The sequence below is a fragment of the Methylophilus sp. TWE2 genome (assembly GCF_001183865.1).
In the GTDB taxonomy this organism is placed as follows: Bacteria; Pseudomonadota; Gammaproteobacteria; order Burkholderiales; family Methylophilaceae; genus Methylophilus.
Map to the genome: position 1 here is coordinate 1260372 of NZ_CP012020.1, position 19688 is coordinate 1280059.

Consider the following 19688-nt stretch of genomic DNA (forward strand, 5'->3'; position numbering starts at 1 on the left):
GTAGCTGCGGTCACTTATAGGTCTGGACGTGGCGGTGTACCGGCAGAGACGGTCATGATCTCAAAACCATCTTCCGTCACCAGTACCGTGTGTTCCCATTGGGCGGAGAGGCTGCGGTCTTTGGTGACGACCGTCCAGCCATCCGACATGAATTTGATGTCACGACGCCCGGCGTTGATCATGGGCTCTATGGTAAAAATCATGCCTGGCTTGAGCGTGAGGCCTGCACCGGGTTTGCCATAATGCAGTACCTGGGGTTCGCAATGAAATTTTTTGCCTATGCCGTGGCCGCAGAATTCGCGCACGATGCTGTAACCATTTTTTTCTGCAAACGATTGAATAGCATAGCCAATATCACCCAAGGTATTGCCTGGTTTGACTTTTTCGATCCCGCGCCACATGGCCTGGTAGGTCAGGTCACACAAGCGTTTTGCCTGCGGCGTGACGCTACCCACCATAAACATACGTGAGGTGTCGCCATGGTAGCCATCTTTAATCACAGTGATATCTATATTGACGATGTCGCCGTTCTTGAGCTCTTTTTCGCTGGGCACGCCATGACAAATCTGCTGGTTGATAGAGGTGCAGATGGATTTAGGATACGGTGTATGGCCATCAGGCGCATAGTTCAACGGTGCTGGAATCGCCTGCTGCTCATTGACAATATAATCATGACACAACTGGTCCAGCCTGTTGGTGGTGACACCCGCCACCACAAAGGGGGTGATGTAATCCAGTACCTCAGCGGCCAACCGGCCAGCGACGCGCATTTTTTCAATTTCTTCGGGAGTGTGCAGAATAATTGCCATATGCCTGATGATCTTCAAAAGCCAGCTTTTGAGCAGCCAGCCTGGGAATCAATAACTAAAATGTCATTCTAACATAGGCATTTATCAGAGATGACTAAAGAAAAAGCGCTTTTGCGCCGTTAAACTGATAAGTCAGAGAACAAACAGGCAGTGAATTGTGCGATTGATTACAGCATCGCCCAGCGCTGCAGTGTTTTATACTCGGGCGCATGAATCAAGCTGGAGCGTACACATGGTGACACTCACCGAAGCAAGAGAAAACCGGACAGTCAATGATTGGGTCGCCTTTTTTAAACAGGCGGACATCCCGGTATTGCGGCAGACAGCCAGGGAACTCGCAGCATTGCGTGAACGTGAGGATGAAATGGGTGCCCGCGACATTACCCGTGTGGTGATTAATGACCCACTCATGATGTTCAAGGTGCTGACGTACGCCAATAATCATCGGAGCCGCCATCAGTTACAAGATCTGGTGCAGGTTGAACAGGCTATTATCATGATGGGCAACAGTACCTTTTTTGACCAGATTCCGACTGTGCCTCATGTAGAAGATGTGCTAGATAGTCATGTTTCAGCACTGGTCGATTTGCTCAAACTCATGATACGTGCACACCGGGCCGGTTATTTTGCGGCTGATTTTGCTTCGCACCTGATGGATCTGCATGCTGAAGAATTACGCGTGGCAGCGTCACTGTATGATTTTGCCGAAATGCTCATGTGGATTTTTAATCCGGAGGCAATGAGCGAAATCAGGAACCGGCAAGCTGCTGATAAAACCTTGCGTAGCCGAGTCGTACAGCAGGAAATACTTGGTTTCCGGGTCGTAGAGTTGCAAGAAGCGCTGGTGCATGTATTTAATCTACCGTCACTGTTAACGGATTTAATGGATGAACAGCGTGCGCATTTGCCCCGCGTGCGTAATGTACAGTTGGCAGTGAATCTAGCCAGGCACTCTGCGGATGGCTGGGATAATGCGGCTTTGCCAGATGACTACAAGGATATTTCACAGCTTTTGCATGTGGATATAGAGCGCGTGATGCACATTGTTGGCGCGCGTCACTAATCGATTGGGTTTTAGTCTTAACGAATGACTAGTAAATCTGTGATCGCCTGATGCACGCGGTCAATCACACTTTCCCAGGACTCTTCATGCGCTTGCCTGAAAATGCGCATTCCCGGATACCACGGACTGTCTTCCCTGTATTGCAGCCAGCGGAAATGGCACTGGTGTGGCAGCAACAGCCAGACTTGCTTGCCCAGTGCTGCTGATAAATGTGCGACAGCCGTATCCGCGGAAATCACCAGATCCATTTGCATGATCAGCCCCGCAGTCTGGGTGAAATCCGTCAACGCCGGATGATGACATTCCAGCATCGGAAAGCGTTTGAGCATGATGTGGTCTTCACGCCGGAACTCTTTTTGCAGGCTATGCCATTCAACCTCCATATGCAGCAGGGGCGCCATCAGGTACAAGGGAATGCTGCGCAATGTGTCATATTTATTGCCGGCATCGCCGCACCAGTTGAGGCCAATACGCAAGCGCCTGGCTGGACCTAGCAATTGCTGCCAAGGTTGCTGGTGCCGCTCTGAAATCTGCAAGTAAGGCAGGGTGGCAGGGATCGTGTCCAACAAGGTGTTGAAAGCGACAGGCAGGCTCAGCATGGGGCAATGCACATCAAAATGCGGCAGGGGTCGCCCATCCTGTCGGATGATAAAAATACTTGCGTCCTGTGCCCAAAATTCGTTGAGTAAATCAAACAATGCCTCAGGGACAGCGACGATGATCTGGTTAGGCTTGAATGCCTTGATCAATGGAATATAGCGGCAAAACTGCAAAGTGTCGCTGAGAGCCATTTCAGCCTGGATGAAGATGGTTTTGCCGACCAGCGAGCTATTGCCACGCCATAATCGTTGCAAGTCCGGACGTTGGTTGTCAGGAAACATATGCCAGCGTGCTTCGTACATCGGCCAGCCAGTCTCATATTCCCCTCTTGCCAGTTGTAGCATACTTAAATAGTAACGGGCTTGGGTGTGATTGGGTGCATGCTGCACGGCCTTGCCCAGGCATTGATAGGACTCGTCACTATCGCCGTTTTCATAGAGCGCCAGGCCTAGATTACAGTAGGCAGAGGCATATCCCGGGTTGAGCTGCAAGGCCTGGCGGAAGTCGCTGATAGCCTCAATATATTTACCTAGCTGGCACAAAATGACGCCACGGTTGTTGTAGGGCACAGGGAGGTTAGGCTCGTAGCTAATCGCTTGGTTAAAGCTGCCCAGGGCCTCTTGTGTGCTTCCCTGCAACTGCAGTATGAGTCCACGTTGATGATAGGCTTCTGCAAAATCCGGCTGGATCTGGACGGCCTGGTTCATGCATGCCAATGCTTCATCTGTTGCCTGCATCTGCTGGCACAACACCCCCAGACGGTAGTGAAAATGGGCATGTTCCGGATGTGCGGCAATCGCCTGTCTGAGCACCTCAATAGCTTTTTCAACTTGCTGAGCCTGTAGCATTAAATCCACGCATTCACTGAACGCTTGCATATGTTGCGGATTTAACTTGGTCACTGTACGCAAACGCAAAATTGCTTCCGGGAGACGACCCAGGTTTTTCAGCGCACGTGCATCCAGGTAATAAGCATTCGCGTGTTTTGCATCCAGCGCAATCGCCTGTTTATAGCATTCATGTGCAGCCTTGAACTGCTGCGTGCGCATATGCAGGTTTGCAAGCTGCAAACGCAGCTCCAATAAATCAGGTTTCAGGCTGATAGCTTGCAACAAGTATTGCTCGGCGGCATGAAACTCCTGGTTTTGCAGCATCAGGCCGGCCAGTTTCTGGTAGGCCTCCCACTTTTCCGGGTCTGCGGCAATCAGTTTGAGCAGTTTTGCAATGGCTTCATTATTCATGGGAGTGACTGCGGACCTTCAAACGATTGCGGATGACCTTAGGATAACGGAATAAGTGGCTACGCGGGCAAATCGCTGTGTTGCGCGGTCCTCATCACCTCGCCGTACTTCATGTACTGTCTCGGTTCTTGCGTTCCGTGCGCCTTGCACTTTATCCCGCTCGCTCACTTCTTCCGTATATCCCTTAAAATGACTGATGGCGGATTAAGGTACAATAAGCAGCTGTAAGCGTCAACGACCTGAATGTCATAAATCTGTTGTAAAGAAGGAAAATCGAATGCTGATCAAACTGATCATGTACGGACTTTTGCTGTGGCTGGCCATCTGGGGCTACCGCCAATACCAGCAGCCATCAACCCGCGTCAGTGTCGGCATGAAGGCGCCGGATTTCAAATTACCGGATGCAGAGGGCAGTATGCGCAGTCTGTCCGACTGGCAAGGCAAATGGCTGGTGCTGTATTTTTACCCCAAGGATGATACGCCAGGATGCACGCGAGAGGCCTGCCAGTTCAGGGATGATATCCAGCAAATTCGCGCCCTGGGTGCTGAAGTGGTCGGTATCAGCGTAGACACGGTCGCAAGTCACGCCCAGTTTGCGCAAAAGCATGGTTTATCCTTTCCCATCCTGGCAGATAGTAATGGTCAGGTGGCTGACGCCTATGGTGCCTTGTTTAACCTGGTTGTGTTTCAGGCTGCCAAACGCATGACGTTCGTGATTGACCCCCAAGGCATGGTGGCCGAGATGTACAGTAACGTCAATCCTGATGGGCATAGCCAGACCATTATCAACGACCTCAAACGTCTGTCAGCCTTTTAAAGACCATATCCATGCAAGCACTTTCTCTCATAGTCGCCCACGCTGATAACCGCGTGATTGGCCACAATAACCAGCTCCCGTGGCATTTGCCAGAAGACCTCAAGCGATTCAAGCAGCTCACCATGGGGCACCACATTATCATGGGGCGTAAAACCTACGAGTCGCTGGGACGATTGTTGCCTGGCCGCACGACCGTGATAGTCACCCGCGATACTGAATACACCGTGGAAGGAGCTAAGGTTGTGCATTCATTGCCGCAAGCGCTTGCAGCCTGCGCTGGGGATGAAGAGCCGTTTTTAATCGGCGGAGCAGAGATGTATGCGCAAGGGTTGCCTTATGTCACGCGGCTATACATTACGCGTGTCTATGCGCATGTGGGCGGAGATGCGTTTTTTCCTGAGATAGAGATGCATGAGTGGGAATTGGTGAGTGAGGAAGGGCATACCTCGGAGAATGGCTTGCATTATAGTGATATGGTGTATCAGCGGCGCTGATAGATGCGCTTTTTAGATTGATTGATGGAAAAAATGAAGAGGGTCATTCTTTATATCGTGCTTAATTTAAATCCAAGTCAGTCGAGTTTTCCGTCATCCGGGTGTAGATCTTAATCTAGATGAGGTTAATGGTTAGCTTGATTGCAATAAAAGAACAAACTTTGGATACGTTGGAAGTAGATGTTTTTCTGGGTATTCAACATTCTTTTTCGCCCCTGGGCGAGTTACTTTTCTTCGCTTGCGCAGGGAACAATTTAGCATTTAAGCATTAGCTGAATTGATGAACGATTTATTTCGCCCTTACGGCGACCATTCTTTCTTATGCTTGTCCATAAGAAAGAAGGCAAAGAACAAGATACCCCAGCTTCCGCTTGTTTCCTGCGTTGCTCGGTTCAGGACTTTCGTCCGTTGCTTTGCCGGACTTAGGCATAAGCGCTCGCAGAACTCATCCTAGCGGCCTGCACAAATCGCAGTCCACCGCGGGATTCGGACAGCCGCTCGCCTGATCTTATTTTGCCTGCGCTACTCGGCGCGGCAGATGGGGACCCTGAACACCCGATGAGCGTAACGATCCGTGGATTGAAGAAAGGAATTGGTGTTTTTCAACGATCCAAACTTCAACGATGCGAGTTGGGCGAGATAAATCCCATCCCATCACCCTGAGTAGCGGAAACAAAGTAAGGGAGAAGGGAGCGACTGTCCTAGTCCCGCAGCAGCTCACGTTTTATGTGAGCTGCCAGGTCGAGTTTCGTGACCGCTTACTTTGTTGATAACTAAGACTGCGCAGCAGTCTGTTACGGCGTAGGCTAACTCGCGTATCGATGTTAAGCGTAGCGGCCGTAGCCAACAACGCAAGGGAGCCGCAAGGCCGCGATGGCGGGGTGTCGTCCTCTTTGGTTACTTTCTTGGGGACAAGCACCAGAAAGTAACTCGCCCAAAGGCGAAAAAAGCTCTCCGTAAAATAGCAAAGGCAACCATTAAGTTGCCTTTGTTAAAGCTCGAGAGCAATGAAACTCAGTAAAAAGTAGCTGAGTGGAGTAAGAAGATTAATCTTCCTGCTTCACGCAATCCACGTAATACACAGCTTTACCATCGACTATTTGCTTCACTAACCCATGGTTATCCGTCTCAAACCCAGGGAATTTCTCATTAAACTCACGTGCAAACTTGAGGTAGTTCACAATCACCTTATTAAAGCGTTCACCGGGAATCAGCAGCGGAATACCCGGCGGGTAGGGTGTTAACAGCACTGCCGTCACACGGCCTTCAAGGTCATCAATCGCTACGCGCTCAATTTTGCGGTGTGCCATTTTCGAGAAAGCGTCAGTCGGTTTCATGGCTGGGACCATGTCAGACAGGTACATTTCCGTCGTCAGGCGCGCCACGTCATTGGCTTTGTACACTTCGTGAATTTGTGTACACAAGTCTTTAAGACCGACACGTTCATAGCGCGGGTGTTTCTGCACAAACTCTGGCAACACTTTCCATAGCGGCTGGTTCTTGTCGTAGTCGTCTTTAAACTGTTGTAACGCGGCTACCATGGTATTCCAGCGGCCTTTGGTAATGCCGATAGTGAACATGATAAAGAATGAGTAGAGCCCCGTTTTTTCAACAATCACACCATGTTCTGACAGATATTTTGTCACAATAGCCGCCGGGATGCCGAACTCCTCAGAGAAGTCACCCTCTACATCAAGGCCAGGGGTAATAATGGTGGCTTTGATCGGGTCCAGCATGTTAAAGCCTTCGGCCAGGTTACCGAAACCGTGCCAGCGCTCATTGGCTTTGAGCATCCAGGCGTCGCGCTCTTCCAGGCCGTCTTCAGACAAATCAGTCGGGCCCCAGACTTTAAACCACCAGTCGGTGCCCCATTCTTCGTCCACCTTGCGCATGGCACGGCGGAAGTCCAAAGCTTCTTTGAGAGACTCTTCTACCAAAGCGGTACCGCCAGGGGCTTCCATCATGGCAGCGGCCACGTCGCAGCTGGCAATAATTGAGTATTGCGGGCTGGTGGAAGTATGCATGAGATAAGCTTCGTTAAACACGTCACGGTCCAGGCGGTTCTGGTCCGCATCCTGCACCAGAATCTGTGAGGCCTGGCTCAACCCTGCCAGCAGTTTGTGCGTGGACTGGGTGGAGAACACCATGGATTCTTTACAGCGCGGACGGTCAGCGCCAATCGCATGGTAGTCACCATAAAAGTCATGGAAGGTGGCATGTGGTAGCCAGGCTTCGTCAAAGTGCAGGGTGTCAATTTTGCCATCCAGCATTTCTTTGATTTCTTCGACGTTATACAAGACGCCGTCATAGGTAGATTGTGTGATGGTCAGCACGCGTGGTTTTGCATTTTTGTCGGTAGCAAAAGGGTTGCGCTCGATTTTTTTCTGAATGTTTTCCCAGGCGAATTCACTTTTTGGGATAGGCCCGATAATGCCGAAATGGTTACGCGTCGGCATCAGGAATACTGGCACGGCACCCGTCATGATGATGGAATGCAATACGGATTTATGGCAGTTGCGGTCAACCACCACAATGTCACCCGGTGCCACGGTTGAGTTCCAAACAATCTTGTTCGATGTTGAGGTGCCGTTAGTGACAAAGTACAAATGGTCGCAGTTGTAGATGCGCGCAGCGTTGCGTTCAGAAGCGGCCACCGGGCCGGTGTGATCCAGTAATTGGCCTAATTCATCCACCGCATTACACACGTCTGCACGCAGCATGTTCTCGCCAAAAAACTGGTGGAACATCTGCCCGACAGGCGATTTCAGGAAGGCAACGCCACCGGAGTGACCAGGGCAATGCCAGGAGTAGGAGCCATCAGCCGCGTAATGAGTGAGTGCCTTGAAGAAGGGCGGTGGCAAGCTGTCCAGGTAGGCTTTGGCTTCGCGGATAATCAGGCGCGCCACAAACTCAGGCGTGTCTTCATTCATATGGATAAAGCCGTGCAACTCGCGCAACACATCGTTAGGGATGTGGCGGCTGGTACGGGTTTCGCCATGCAGGAAAATGGGGATTTCCTCGTTGCGGTAGCGGATTTCCTGCACAAAGTTACGCAGTTGCTCAATGGCTTCCGGTTTCTCCTCAACGATTTCCTCATCATCAATCGACAGGATAAAGGCTGATGCACGGCTTTGCTGTTGCGCAAAAGACGTCAGGTCGCCGTAGCTGGTCACGCCCAGCACTTCCAGGCCCTCATCTTCGATGGCTTTCGCCAGCACACGGATGCCCAGGCCGGAAGAGTTCTCGGAGCGAAAGTCCTCGTCAATAATGACGATAGGGAATCTAAATTTCATGCAATAAATCCTTTACCGCTAAAATCAAGACACAAGGGCACAGAGAAAGCATTTGCTTTACACCGTGCCCTTGGTGAATGTCAGGTTATTGTTCAATGTTGCCGTTATATTTTTGGCAAAGTCACGCCAGTTTGACCCTGGTATTTGCCACCACGGTCTTTGTAGCTCGTTTCACAGATTTCATCAGACTCCAGGAACAACACTTGCGCGCAGCCTTCGCCAGCATAAATTTTGGCGGGTAGCGGTGTGGTGTTGCTGAATTCAAGTGTGACATAACCTTCCCACTCTGGTTCAAAGGGGGTGACGTTGACGATAATGCCGCAACGCGCATAAGTCGACTTGCCCAGGCATACAGTCAGTACAGAGCGAGGAATACGGAAATACTCTACCGTGCGCGCCAGTGCAAATGAGTTAGGGGGAATCACGCAATAGCCTTTGCCGGAGACCTCGACAAACGACTTCGGGTCAAATTGTTTAGGGTCGACAATCGTGCTGTTGATATTGGTAAATACGCGGAATTCGTCAGCACAACGGATATCGTAGCCGTAAGAAGAGGTGCCATAAGACACAATCTTCTGGCCATTGGTCTCACGTACAAGCTTGGGCTCAAACGGCTCAATCATGCCGTGTTGTTCAGCCATTCTGCGTATCCATTTGTCAGACTTAATGCTCATTCCGATATCCAGTCACTCGCGCTAAAGCGTATGTAATAAAGAGAAAAAAGCGGAGTTTAAACTCCGCTTTTAGTGAGTGCAAATAATAACAACAAAAGCTGCTAAATTTGCAAATTATTTATGAATTTTTAGCGATAGGTGCAACGTGGCCTAAAACTTGTCGCCGCCCAGTTCAATGCTGTAACGCCAGAACTGGTCTTCACCTTCAAAAATCACTTTGGATTCAATCGGATCACGGCTGCCAGCAGGATACTGAAGCACAGGGCGCTTGTCTTCCGCCCAAGCTTTCACGACTGGGTCGACCAGGCGCCATTGTGCTTCAGCTTCAGAAATATGCAGGTAGTTGGAGTTGTCACCTTGCATCAGGTTCAGCAAGAGGGCTTCGTAGGCATCTACGGAGTCGTCGCTATCCCAACGGTTAGCTGCATCCAACTGGATGGTACGTGTTTGCACGTCCAGGCCAGGAATCTTGGACTGGATTTCCAGCTTGATACACTCGCGAGGCTGGATGCCGATAATGAGCCAGTTCTGGTCCTGGTCATTGATTTGCAAAGGTGCCTTCTTGAAGCGGATGGAAATGCGTGTGTCGGCTTCGTGCAGGCGTTTTGCCGTACGGATATAGAACGGTACACCTTTCCAGCGCGGATTATCGATAAACAGTTTCAACGCCGCATAGGTTTCAACGACGCTGTCCTTGTTGCCTAATTCTTCCAGGTAGCCAGGGACTTTTTCGCCGTTGATTTCGCCAGCAGCGTATTGTGCACGGAATGCGTGTTTTTCCAGCTCTTTAACGGGAATTGGGCGAATTTCTTCAAGCAATTTGATTTTCGCATCACGCACGCCTTCAGGAGACAGGTCTTTTGGCTGCTCCATGGCGGTTAAAGCCAATGTTTGCAAAATATGGCTTTGCAGCATGTCACGCAATGCGCCAGTGCTGTCATAGAACTGTGTACGGTCGCCTACACCCAGCATTTCGGTGTTGGTGATTTGTACGTGGTCGATATACTGGTTGTTCCAGATCGGCTCCAGCACCGTATTGGTAAAGCGCTGCAGCAAAATATTCTGCAAGGCAGATTTACCCAGGTAGTGGTCGATACGGTAGATTTGGCTTTCTTTGAGGTGCTTGGTGATCGCAGCCTGCAGCTCTTTCGCAGATGGCAGGTCCGTACCGAATGGTTTCTCGATCACTACACGGCGCCAGTATTTGTCTTCTTGAGTCAGGCCAACATTTGCCAGGGATTCCACCACTGGGGCAAAGTCAACGGGACGTACAGACAGGAAGTAAGCCAGGTTCTGCGGGAAGGTTTTTTCGTCACTCAGGGTCGCTTTCAGTTTTTTGAAAGCGTCTGGATCTGTCGGCGGGTTGGCATGATAGAAGTTACGGGCGATAAAGCGCTCGAACACTTTCTGGTCGTAGCCTTTTTTGAATTTGGTATCCAGCATGGATTTGATGTCTGCACGCCAGGCGTCCAGATCAACCACTTGGCGGCCAACGCCGATAATTTTCATGTCATCAGGCAAGCGGCCCAGCATGTCTAGCCTGAACAAACCAGGATATAGTTTTACGCGGGCCAGGTTGCCACTCGCGCCAAACAATACCAGGGTGCATGGATCAATTTTATTCGTCATTTCTAACCTTAAGATAAAAATGTAAACGGGAAAGGGCAGGCCTTTCCCATATGTCTGTTAATTAAACTAGTTAGTTCTAACAGTGTGCGCAAGTCATTAAGCAAAAAGCCTCCCATCACGAGAGGCTTATTCTGAATTACTTGGTTTTAACTGCGTGGCCACCAAATGCATTACGCATCAGTGACAACAGTTTGTAGCTGTAACCTTTGGAGTCCTGGCTGCGGAAACGGGCTTGCAATGCAACAGTCAATACTGGCGCAGCAACACCTTGTTCAACCGCTTCAACCACTGTCCAGCGGCCTTCGCCGGAGTCAGCAACATAAGGAGCGATGGCTTCCAGCTTCTGGTCACCTTTCAATGCTTCAGCAGTCAGATCCAGCAACCAGCTGCGAACGACGGAGCCATGACGCCACAATTCAGTGATTTGCGCCAGATCCAGGTTGAAGTCTTCTTTACCTTTGATCAGGTCCAGACCTTCGGCAAACGCTTGCATCATGCCGTATTCGATACCGTTATGGATCATTTTTGTGAAGTGGCCGGAGCCGACTGGACCCACGTGTGCCCAACCACGGTCTGCGTGCGTCAGTGCCTGAGCGTAAGGTGCCAATACATCTGCATATTGTTTTTCACCGCCGTACATCAGGCAGTAGCCGTTTTCCAGGCCCCAAACACCGCCAGAAGTACCGCAATCGATAAAGCCGATACCGTGCTCAGCCAACATTGCACCGCGACGCTGACTGTGTTTGTAGTTGGAGTTGCCGCCATCGACGATGATGTCGCCTTTGTTCAGCATTGGAATCAAATCTTTGATTTGATTTTCGGTGATTTCGCCAGCAGGCAACATCAGCCAGACAATTTTTTGGCCTTCGAGTTTGCTTACAGCATCCGCCACAGAGGTTGCCGCTTCCATGCCTTCTTCTTTAACCAGTCTGTTAACGAATTCGGTGTTGAAGTCAAAGCCAACTACGTTGATTTTGTGACGCAGCAAGCGTGCAGCCATGTTGCCGCCCATTTTGCCCAAGCCAATCATTGCTAATTTCATTCGGATTTTCCTATGGTATGAGGATAGTTTAAGAGACACCCATCTTTTGGATGGCATGAACCCGATCAGTGCTTCGGATAATTTTGCAGAATTATCATGTCGAGTCAGCTATAATTATAGCAAATGCCGTTACGCACTAAAAGGCTGCGCGCGCTTTTTTGTATTGTTTTTTACAGGTTTTCTATGTCTTTGAATGCTCAAACCCGTTGGCTCACATTTCAATCCCAGCAAGAAATTAATCAAGCTGCCTTGAACAGAATTTTGGCTGCTGCTGATGCGGCAATTGCCAAATATGGCAGCTTTCTCATTGTATTGGCTGGTGGCAGTACCCCAAAAGCCGTTTATCAGTTGCTGGCAAAGGCTAATGCCGACTGGGCTAACTGGCATGTGTATCACAATGATGACCGCTGCTTGCCGGTCGATCATGCCGAACGCAATAGCAAGATGGCGCGGGACGCCTGGCTGAGCCATGTGCCTATTCCAGAAAATCAGATTCACGATATTCCTGCCGAGCTGGGCAATGTGGAAGGCGCCAAAGCCTACGCCCAAACCCTCAAAGGAGTGCGTACTTTTGACCTGGTGATTCTTGGCTTGGGTGAAGATGGCCATACGGCTAGCTTGTTCCCTGGTCATGCGGTCGATAACTCTGCTGATGCAGTTCCCGTGTTTAATTCGCCCAAGCCGCCCGCGGACCGAATTACCATTAGCCAAAACCGTTTGAACAATTCGCACGAAGTCATGTTCCTGGTGACCGGGGCAGGCAAACAAGAGGCGGTCGATCAGTGGCGTAGCGGGGTTGCAATCCCGGCAACATTGATTCAATCACCCAATGGTGTGGATGTCTATTGTTTTGGTGTCGAGTTGAAATAGACACTGCCCAATAAAAAAGCGCCGACAGGCGCTTTTTTATTGGGGCTTTCCGGCTAATAGTTTTTCCAGCAAGCTGATTTGCTGTTGCTGTAAACCAATCAGTTCCTGCCATTGCTGTTCTCGCAAGTGATCCATTTTTTCGTGCAACAACAATATTTCCAACTCTGCTTTTAAATTCACTTCATAGTCATGCTCGGCTTGCTGGCGGTCAATTTCTGCCTGGCGGTTTTGTGACATGAGGATAATCGGTGCCTGGATTGAAGCCAGCATGGACATGAACAGGTTGAGCAAAATATAGGGGTAGGGATCAAACGCGTTGCCATATCGCAACAGGATGACCGAGTTGAGAATGACCCAGCCCACCAAGACGAGCATAAACACGAAAATAAAGGCCCAGGAGCCGCCGAAGCGTGCCATGGCATCGGCGGCACGTTGACCTCGGCTCAATGTTTCCTGGGTGGGGGGTGCAGCCAGGTTACGCGAAACCGGGTGGCGTTCGGTAACATGGCGTGCCACCCGTTGCATATGCTCATCCATCGCTTCGTATTGCGCACCCATCAGGCCTTCAGCAATATGGTGTTCGCGGAGTGTCATACGCAGCTTCTTTCAGGGGGGGTATTCAGGTTTTCTGGATCACAATGTTAGGAAACTTGGCGCTGTGGTCCAGGCTGGCAATGGCGATTTTGCTCGCCGCTTTGCGTGCAATCTCTTTATAAGTATTCGCAATCGCGCTTTCCGGGTGTGCAACCACGGTAGGCTGGCCGCCATCTGCCTGCATGCGGATGCTCATATCCAAGGGCAAACTGCCGAGTAAATCTACGTTGTAATCTTTAGCCATGAGCGCGCCACCACCGGCACCAAAAATATGTTCTTCATGGCCGCAATTGGAGCAGATATGCGTGCTCATGTTTTCGACGATGCCCAGGATAGGGATGCCGACTTTCTCAAACATTTTCAAGCCTTTGCGCGCATCAAGCAAGGCAATGTCTTGTGGCGTCGTGACAATGATCGCACCTGTCACAGGAATTTTTTGTGCCAGTGTTAATTGAATGTCACCCGTGCCCGGTGGCAGGTCTATGACTAGATAATCGAGGTCTTGCCAGCGCGTATCGCGTAATAGTTGTTCTAAAGCGCCAGTCACCATGGGGCCGCGCCAAACCATAGGTGTATCTGTATCCACCAAAAAACCGATGCTCATGGCCTGAATGCCATGCGCACGCATGGGTTCTATGCTTTTGCCATCGGCGCTGTCAGGGCGGCCGGAAATACCCAGCATCTGTGGCTGGCTGGGGCCGTAGATATCGGCATCTAGCAGGCCCACAGTCGCTCCCTCTGCGGCTAGCGCCAGTGCCAGGTTGACGGAGGTGGTGGATTTGCCCACGCCACCTTTGCCGGAAGCCACCGCAATCACGTTTTTCACATTGGGCAGCAAATTGACGCCGCGTTGCACGCTGTGCGCAACAATACGACAACCCACATTGACGGTGACCTTGCCTATGCCTTCAATACTGCTCAAGGCCTCAGACACTTGCTTGCGGATCACCTCCAGTTGTGTTTGGGCCGGATAGCCCAGCACCACATCCAGACTGACGTCGTTACCATTTATCTGGATATTTTTAATAGATTTTCCACTGATAAAGTCTTTGCCGGTATTTGGGTCTATGCAAAGTTTTAGGGTGCTTTGAATCAATAATTCGCTGATGGCCATGCCTGAGATCCCTGCGGTAATGCCTGACTAATTAGATCGGGTATTTTACCGCATTGGTGTGTGTTCGTCATGTTGCATGTGGGAGGGTCGTTCCGCAAACTGTTCTGCAGATTGTTGGTAATGGTGTTGAAAGGTATCAAAACAGTGAGACCAGCTCCAGAGACTGCGCGCCTTGAGGCGGATCGCCTGTCTATCCAATGACCGACAACGCAGGATGGCCTGCTTCAGATCGTGGTATAGCACACCCGAAAATCCTTGTTCGACAACGTCACATGGCCCAGTAACGTTAAAAGCCGCCACGGGCAAACCATTACACATGGCTTCTATCATCACAATGCCAAACGTGTCTGTACGTGAGGGGAAGGCAAACACGTCGTTATTTGCATACAGCTCAGCTAATGCCTGGCCGTAGTGGTATCCCACAAAATGCACACGCGGATATTTTTGCTTTAATTCGTTTAAATATGGGCCGTCACCGACGATGGTGATCTCAAATTCGTCCTGATATACACACAAGGCATCCAGGTTCTTTTCTTTGCTGACGCGACCAACATTCAGCACGCGTAACTTGCTCCCTGAAGAGGCTGCATGTGATGTGCTTATCAGTTGCTCGGACACGCCGCGCGACCAGATGACCAGGTGCTTAAATCCCTGTTTTAGCAATGTCCGGCGCATGCTTTCTGTGGTGACAAACGTCGTCAATGCGTCACGGTGAAACCAGCGTAAATAGCCATAGGTCCAGCGCGATGGAATATGCCACATTAGTTGCAGATATTCAGGAAAACGCGTGTGGTAAGAGGTGGTATATGGTTTTTTGTGCAGTTTGCACCAGCAACGTGCCACCAGGCCCATCAAACCTTCGGTAGCGATATGCAATTGCGTTGGTTGCATGCGGTTGAGCGTGCGCCAAAGCCGCCACGGTTGCAAGTTGAGCTGTATTTCGGGGTAAAACGGTAATGGCATCCAGCGAAACAAGCTGGGATGCAATACCCTGAAGCGGAGATTGCGTGAACGGGCGACGCGGCGCAAGTTTTTATAGGTTGTTGAAACACCATTTGTTTGCTGAAAGGTGTCAGTCACAATCAACATCATTCACTACGCTCCGCATAGAAGGGTTGATGTATGTTGGCAAGCTTAAATGACGGATTGATGACTATTTAAGTGTTTATGATGGTGGCGTCCTCTGCCGTTTTGCACATCATCGTACGTGGTCAGCTGGCTGTAAGCTTCGCGCCCCATGCGGTAAGTTCACTGTAAGGCTGGATTGCTAAGGTAAGCACATCGATGACAGCAATATCCATCAAGCAGTCACGGTTAACTTATCTGGAGAACACGCATGAACAAACTACTTGCACTGACCCTGTTAGCGATGAGCTATGCCCATCATGCCAATGCAGACACCTTGCTGCAAACCGCTGATCAAGAAGGTGACTTCAAGACCTTTTTACAAGCCGTTAAAACGGCCGGCCTAGAGAGCACGCTCAATGATAAAGGCCCGATTACCCTGTTTGCCCCTAATGATGCGGCGTTTGCCAAACTACCAAAAGCAAAATTTAAAGCCTTGATGGCTAATCCCACAGAGCTGAAAAAAGTGCTCAACTACCATATTTATCCCGGCAAAATTACCCAGGCTGACGTAAGCGCTGGCAAAGTCAAATCGCTCGAAGGTGCTGACCTGATGCTCTCTGTGACTGATGGTGTGAAAGTCGATAATGTTAAGGTGGTGGGCGATGAAATCAATGCGGATAATGGCGTCATTCATATCATGAGTGCGGTGCTGATCCCAAAGAGTTGATCTGTGGAGCCTTGGGTCAGTAGGGGTAGCGGGATCAGAGTGAAAAAATCAGATTTTATTTTACTTTTTACTATGACCCAGTTATCACAGGGATCAGTCCGGTACAAAGTTCCAATTCAAACTGAACCAGATACCGCGAGGTGCGCCTGGCGCAATAAAGTTGGTACTCAGCCAATCACCAGAGTTATGGTTATATCCATCAGGACCAATGGCTCCATTAATACTAGGTGAGAAAGGGTTTCTTCCTAAACGCCCAGCACTAAAGTACTCAGTATCAAAAAGGTTGTTAATTAACATCGTAGCGGTCCATTCCTTGTTGAATTTATAGCTCGTTTGAAAGTTAAAAACAGCGTAGCCCGGAACTTTTCCGGGGTTTCTCGTGGGGGGAAGTCTCAAATATGCTTGACCTGATGGTTCTGTCACAGAACCTGGTGTTCCAGGAGCAACCTGCACGGTCCTTATAACTCCTGGTTGATGCTCATTATTTTCATTGCCTCGTACATAGCTATCTGAATGCATAACCGTGCTAATACCAATACGCCATTTATCGTTTATATCGTAGGCGAGACTGGCATTCAAATTGTGTAGAGCTACGCCTGGAAGTGTACTTCCTGGTTTAACTGTAATCTCTCTAAGGCCAAAGCCTGTATCAACAGCACTACTGTTGTCATTGCTAAACATTCTGAATTTGTCTTCAAAAGTAGCATCGTTAAGGCTGTAATTTATACTAAAAGTGAATTTATCTTTTTTTCCAGATATACCAGCTTCAACACCTCTTCTTCTCGTCCGCCCAACTGTATCAAAAAATCCTTGTCCGTTGGCTACAGATACAAAGTAGATATCATCTTGAAGGTCTGTTTGATAAGTGCCAAGGTTCCACTGGATAGTATCGCTTCCGAATAACCCACTAAGCGTTCCGCGCATGCCAATGTCGTAACTAGTTGACTTTATTTGTGGTAAGTATGGGTCGCCGGATAGCGTAGTGGGTAATGAGCACTCTCTATTCTCTTGTACGCTCTTATATTCATAAATTGGGTTTTCATCAGTGCCGCCAGTTCTCACTAAGGTTTTGTCTAATGCACAACCTAGTTCAATTACACTAGGCGTACGAGTCCCTTTAGCAACATTTGCATAAATATTCAGATTTTCCTTTGCTTGCCAGGTGGCACCTATCGAGGGATTAAAAGAGTAATAGCTAAATTTCTCCGTCTCTGCTGGGTCAAGTACTTTGGACAGATTAAGTAATCGATATCCATGTTGATAATTAGTGCATTCTGCATCGGTTCTACAAATGTCCCAGGTATTTGGTTGTGATATTAGCTGGTACAAATCAAACGCACCGAAGCCATAGCGCGCAGCAACCGTGTTTTTAGTTTTAGTTTGGTTGTAGCGTCCTGAAATGTTGAAGTTCCAGGTTTCAGTGGGTTTCCACGTTTCGCTGAAGTAGATGCTTTTTGTAGTATTCGTTCCACTGAAATCGTTATTAGCGACAGCTACACTAGCGGCTGTCCATTGTGGATGTAATAATTCTGGAGCTATGAATCCATTTCTGTTTGCATCTAAAACCCCAAGTTGTTGCGTGTTTGTGTAAGTGGCACTTGCTGCGTCTATGGACATACCCAGCATTAATTTATGCTTTTCAAAGTTCCAGTTGAATTGTAATGATGCACCATCTGTGACTTGTTTAATCTGATTATTAGTGATTAGTGCTGTTGGAGTGCCTTCTACAACACCTGGACCCCCGTCATATAAACCATCTATACGCCTTACAACTGGATTACCACTCTCATCCAATTTTACTAATCTGACACCAGAACCACCATCTAGCGCGGCAGAAGCTAAGCATGCCTGCTGGTTTATTGGAGCTGGCACAATCATATAATTCTTATAAACAACGCCATTTTCAAGCGAGTAATAAAAGTTATCTAAAGCAAAAAATGGATCTATGGAGTTATCTGCTCCACCATTCCCATTGTAGTGGTTGTAACTTATCGCTGCTCCTGGCTCGCCATTACTTGAAATAGGAGGGACAGCAACTTGTAAATCTAATTGATCTCCTTGAGTTACAAATTCTTGCGTAAAATTATTAGCAGTTTTAAAAAGCTGTACGAGCCTTGCTTCCGCAATCGGGTTTGTAATAGGCTTGTTAAAAACGATATTAGGGAATAAGTTATTCTGTAGTGCTTGATCAAGTGTTGCTCTATCAGTAATACCACTCTGAACAAAAGGATCCAATAGGAAATCTGATGCGTCATTAGGAGGGTCAATAGTGGTTAGGATGTAATAATCAGGCAATCCATTTGCGTTAGACGATTTATATAAGCAAGTCGTCTGCTCATTGGCGTCGGGAATTCTCCGATCAAATGGACCAAACTCATCTCCAGCAAGGTCGGTATATACATCTGACCCTTTTTGTTGCCTATCGCTATTTCTTCTGTAAACCTGACCAGTGACGCTAAAGCTATCATTAACTTGAAAAGCACCACTGAGTTGAAATTGTTGCAGTCGATTTTTAGTACTATCTGGACTTGTAAAGACATCGTTTCTGTCTTGTGCATACATTTCACTTGGAATTAACCCGTTACCAACCAAATCAGTTCCAACTAACAATGTGTTTAAATTTAGGTCAAGCCTATCTCCTCGATAACTGGCTTTGCCAAAGAATTGGTTTACCTTGCTTGGAGAGTGTTTCCGCCAACCATCTTCCAAAAAGAAATTGCCCGCGGCAAATAAACCAATCGGCCCATTATTCCAGCCACCTTCAACCTGTAGTTGCTTCCTGCCAAATGAACCAGTCAGCACATCAGCATCCACACCTGTATTATTAAAACCATCTTTGGTTTTCATCGAAAAAGACCCGCCTAAGGTATTTAAACCAAAGATAGGGTTAGAGCCAGGGAATACATCAACGCTTGATAAGGCATTCATGGGAATCATGTCCCAGTTCACGACATCGCCAAATGGCTCGTTGACACGAATTCCATCGAAAAAGACTGACAAACCTTGAGGTGTACCAATCTGCGGGCCGGCTGTAAAACCACGGTACTGCACATCCATCTGGAATGGGTTGCCTTGGTAATCATTGACTGTCACAGACTGCAGCTTGCGATTCATGAGGTCAGTCAGACTTAACGAATGTGCTTCTTTTATTTCTTTGGCAGAGATACTTTGAACGTTACCGGGGATTTCTTCTTTGGTTAGTCCTAAGCCTGGCAATGGGCCCACTTCATAAAAGCGCTTGGCGCGTACTTCAACCTTGTCCAGTTCGAGATTTTCGGTTTTCTTTTGAACAACCGGGCGAGCTGTGCGGATGACGATGGTGCCATCTTCTTGCACGGCTTCAAGACCGGAGTTTTCGAGCACTCTCTTTAACGCGTCCATCTCGCCAAAGTTACCTTTCACGGGCGGGGCGGTTTTACCGTTGACCAGAGTTTTATCAAAGATGATATTTTTCCCGGTTTGGGTGGCAAACTGTTTTAAGGCATTGCCCAATGGCTGGGATTGAATATTGATATTGGCTGGAATCTCGGTTTTGAGCGGCTCTGCGCTGGCGATTCCTAAGTTGATGGCACATAACAATATGGCAGATTGTTGGCCAATACGATTGATTTTATTTGTTTTAAACACGTCTCCACCCGTCTTAAAAAGTCCTT

General features: G+C 48.8%; 15 protein-coding genes. 5 read left to right on the plus strand and 10 right to left on the minus strand.

Annotated features, from left to right (window positions below; all coding sequences use genetic code 11):
• Positions 1-14: 14 nt before the first annotated feature.
• Positions 15-809 carry a type I methionyl aminopeptidase gene (map, locus tag ACJ67_RS06125; protein ID WP_049638312.1) on the minus strand — a complete coding sequence of 265 codons (795 nt, stop codon included), beginning with the start codon at positions 807-809 and terminating at the stop codon, positions 15-17.
• 232 nt (positions 810-1041) lie between these two features.
• Here map and ACJ67_RS06130 point away from each other — a divergent pair, with 232 nt between their 5' ends.
• Positions 1042-1872 (plus strand): HDOD domain-containing protein, encoded by an 831-nt coding sequence (locus ACJ67_RS06130; protein WP_049638313.1) that lies wholly within the window; start codon positions 1042-1044, stop codon positions 1870-1872.
• Between the two features lie 17 nt (positions 1873-1889).
• Here the strand turns inward: ACJ67_RS06130 and ACJ67_RS06135 are convergent, their stop codons facing one another.
• The gene (locus ACJ67_RS06135; protein WP_049638314.1) at positions 1890-3713 is read right to left on the minus strand and encodes a tetratricopeptide repeat protein; all 1824 of its coding nucleotides are present in this window, start codon (positions 3711-3713) and stop codon (positions 1890-1892) included.
• 277 nt (positions 3714-3990) lie between these two features.
• Here ACJ67_RS06135 and ACJ67_RS06140 point away from each other — a divergent pair, with 277 nt between their 5' ends.
• Together ACJ67_RS06140 and ACJ67_RS06145 are read left to right on the plus strand one after the other, a co-directional pair.
• Positions 3991-4530, plus strand: a complete 540-nt coding sequence (locus ACJ67_RS06140) for a peroxiredoxin (protein WP_049638315.1) — start codon at positions 3991-3993, stop codon at positions 4528-4530.
• A gap of 11 nt (positions 4531-4541) precedes the next feature.
• Positions 4542-5024, plus strand: coding sequence for a dihydrofolate reductase (locus ACJ67_RS06145; RefSeq protein ID WP_049638316.1), 483 nt, complete (start codon positions 4542-4544; stop codon positions 5022-5024).
• 1046 nt (positions 5025-6070) lie between these two features.
• Here ACJ67_RS06145 and ACJ67_RS06150 read toward each other — a convergent pair.
• The 4 genes from ACJ67_RS06150 to gnd form a co-directional block, all read right to left on the minus strand.
• Positions 6071-8317, minus strand: coding sequence for an arginine/lysine/ornithine decarboxylase (locus tag ACJ67_RS06150; protein ID WP_049638317.1), 2247 nt, complete (start codon positions 8315-8317; stop codon positions 6071-6073).
• 104 nt (positions 8318-8421) lie between these two features.
• Positions 8422-8991, minus strand: a complete 570-nt coding sequence (gene dcd, locus ACJ67_RS06155) for a dCTP deaminase (protein WP_049638318.1) — start codon at positions 8989-8991, stop codon at positions 8422-8424.
• 150 nt (positions 8992-9141) lie between these two features.
• Positions 9142-10620 (minus strand): glucose-6-phosphate dehydrogenase, encoded by a 1479-nt coding sequence (gene zwf / locus ACJ67_RS06160; RefSeq protein WP_049638319.1) that lies wholly within the window; start codon positions 10618-10620, stop codon positions 9142-9144.
• 136 nt (positions 10621-10756) lie between these two features.
• Entirely contained in the window at positions 10757-11662 is a 906-nt protein-coding gene (gene gnd, locus ACJ67_RS06165) for a phosphogluconate dehydrogenase (NAD(+)-dependent, decarboxylating) (RefSeq protein ID WP_018985583.1), read from the minus strand.
• A 183-nt stretch (positions 11663-11845) separates the two neighbouring features.
• Between gnd and pgl the strand changes: the two genes are divergently transcribed.
• Positions 11846-12532: a 6-phosphogluconolactonase gene (gene pgl / locus ACJ67_RS06170; RefSeq protein ID WP_049638320.1), complete on the plus strand. Its 687-nt coding sequence runs from the start codon at positions 11846-11848 to the stop codon at positions 12530-12532.
• A 36-nt stretch (positions 12533-12568) separates the two neighbouring features.
• Here the strand turns inward: pgl and ACJ67_RS06175 are convergent, their stop codons facing one another.
• The 3 genes from ACJ67_RS06175 to ACJ67_RS06185 are packed head-to-tail and all read right to left on the minus strand — an operon-like array spanning position 12569 to position 15332.
• Entirely contained in the window at positions 12569-13126 is a 558-nt protein-coding gene (locus ACJ67_RS06175) for a DUF1003 domain-containing protein (protein ID WP_049638321.1), read from the minus strand.
• A 25-nt stretch (positions 13127-13151) separates the two neighbouring features.
• Positions 13152-14240 carry an iron-sulfur cluster carrier protein ApbC gene (gene apbC / locus ACJ67_RS06180; RefSeq protein ID WP_049638322.1) on the minus strand — a complete coding sequence of 363 codons (1089 nt, stop codon included), beginning with the start codon at positions 14238-14240 and terminating at the stop codon, positions 13152-13154.
• Between the two features lie 45 nt (positions 14241-14285).
• Positions 14286-15332 (minus strand): glycosyltransferase family 1 protein, encoded by a 1047-nt coding sequence (locus tag ACJ67_RS06185; RefSeq protein WP_049638323.1) that lies wholly within the window; start codon positions 15330-15332, stop codon positions 14286-14288.
• Between the two features lie 244 nt (positions 15333-15576).
• Here ACJ67_RS06185 and ACJ67_RS06190 point away from each other — a divergent pair, with 244 nt between their 5' ends.
• Positions 15577-16035 carry a fasciclin domain-containing protein gene (locus ACJ67_RS06190; RefSeq protein WP_049638324.1) on the plus strand — a complete coding sequence of 153 codons (459 nt, stop codon included), beginning with the start codon at positions 15577-15579 and terminating at the stop codon, positions 16033-16035.
• Between the two features lie 93 nt (positions 16036-16128).
• Here ACJ67_RS06190 and ACJ67_RS06195 read toward each other — a convergent pair whose 3' ends face one another.
• Positions 16129-19662, minus strand: a complete 3534-nt coding sequence (locus ACJ67_RS06195) for a TonB-dependent receptor domain-containing protein (protein ID WP_231587267.1) — start codon at positions 19660-19662, stop codon at positions 16129-16131.
• Positions 19663-19688 lie beyond the last annotated feature (26 nt).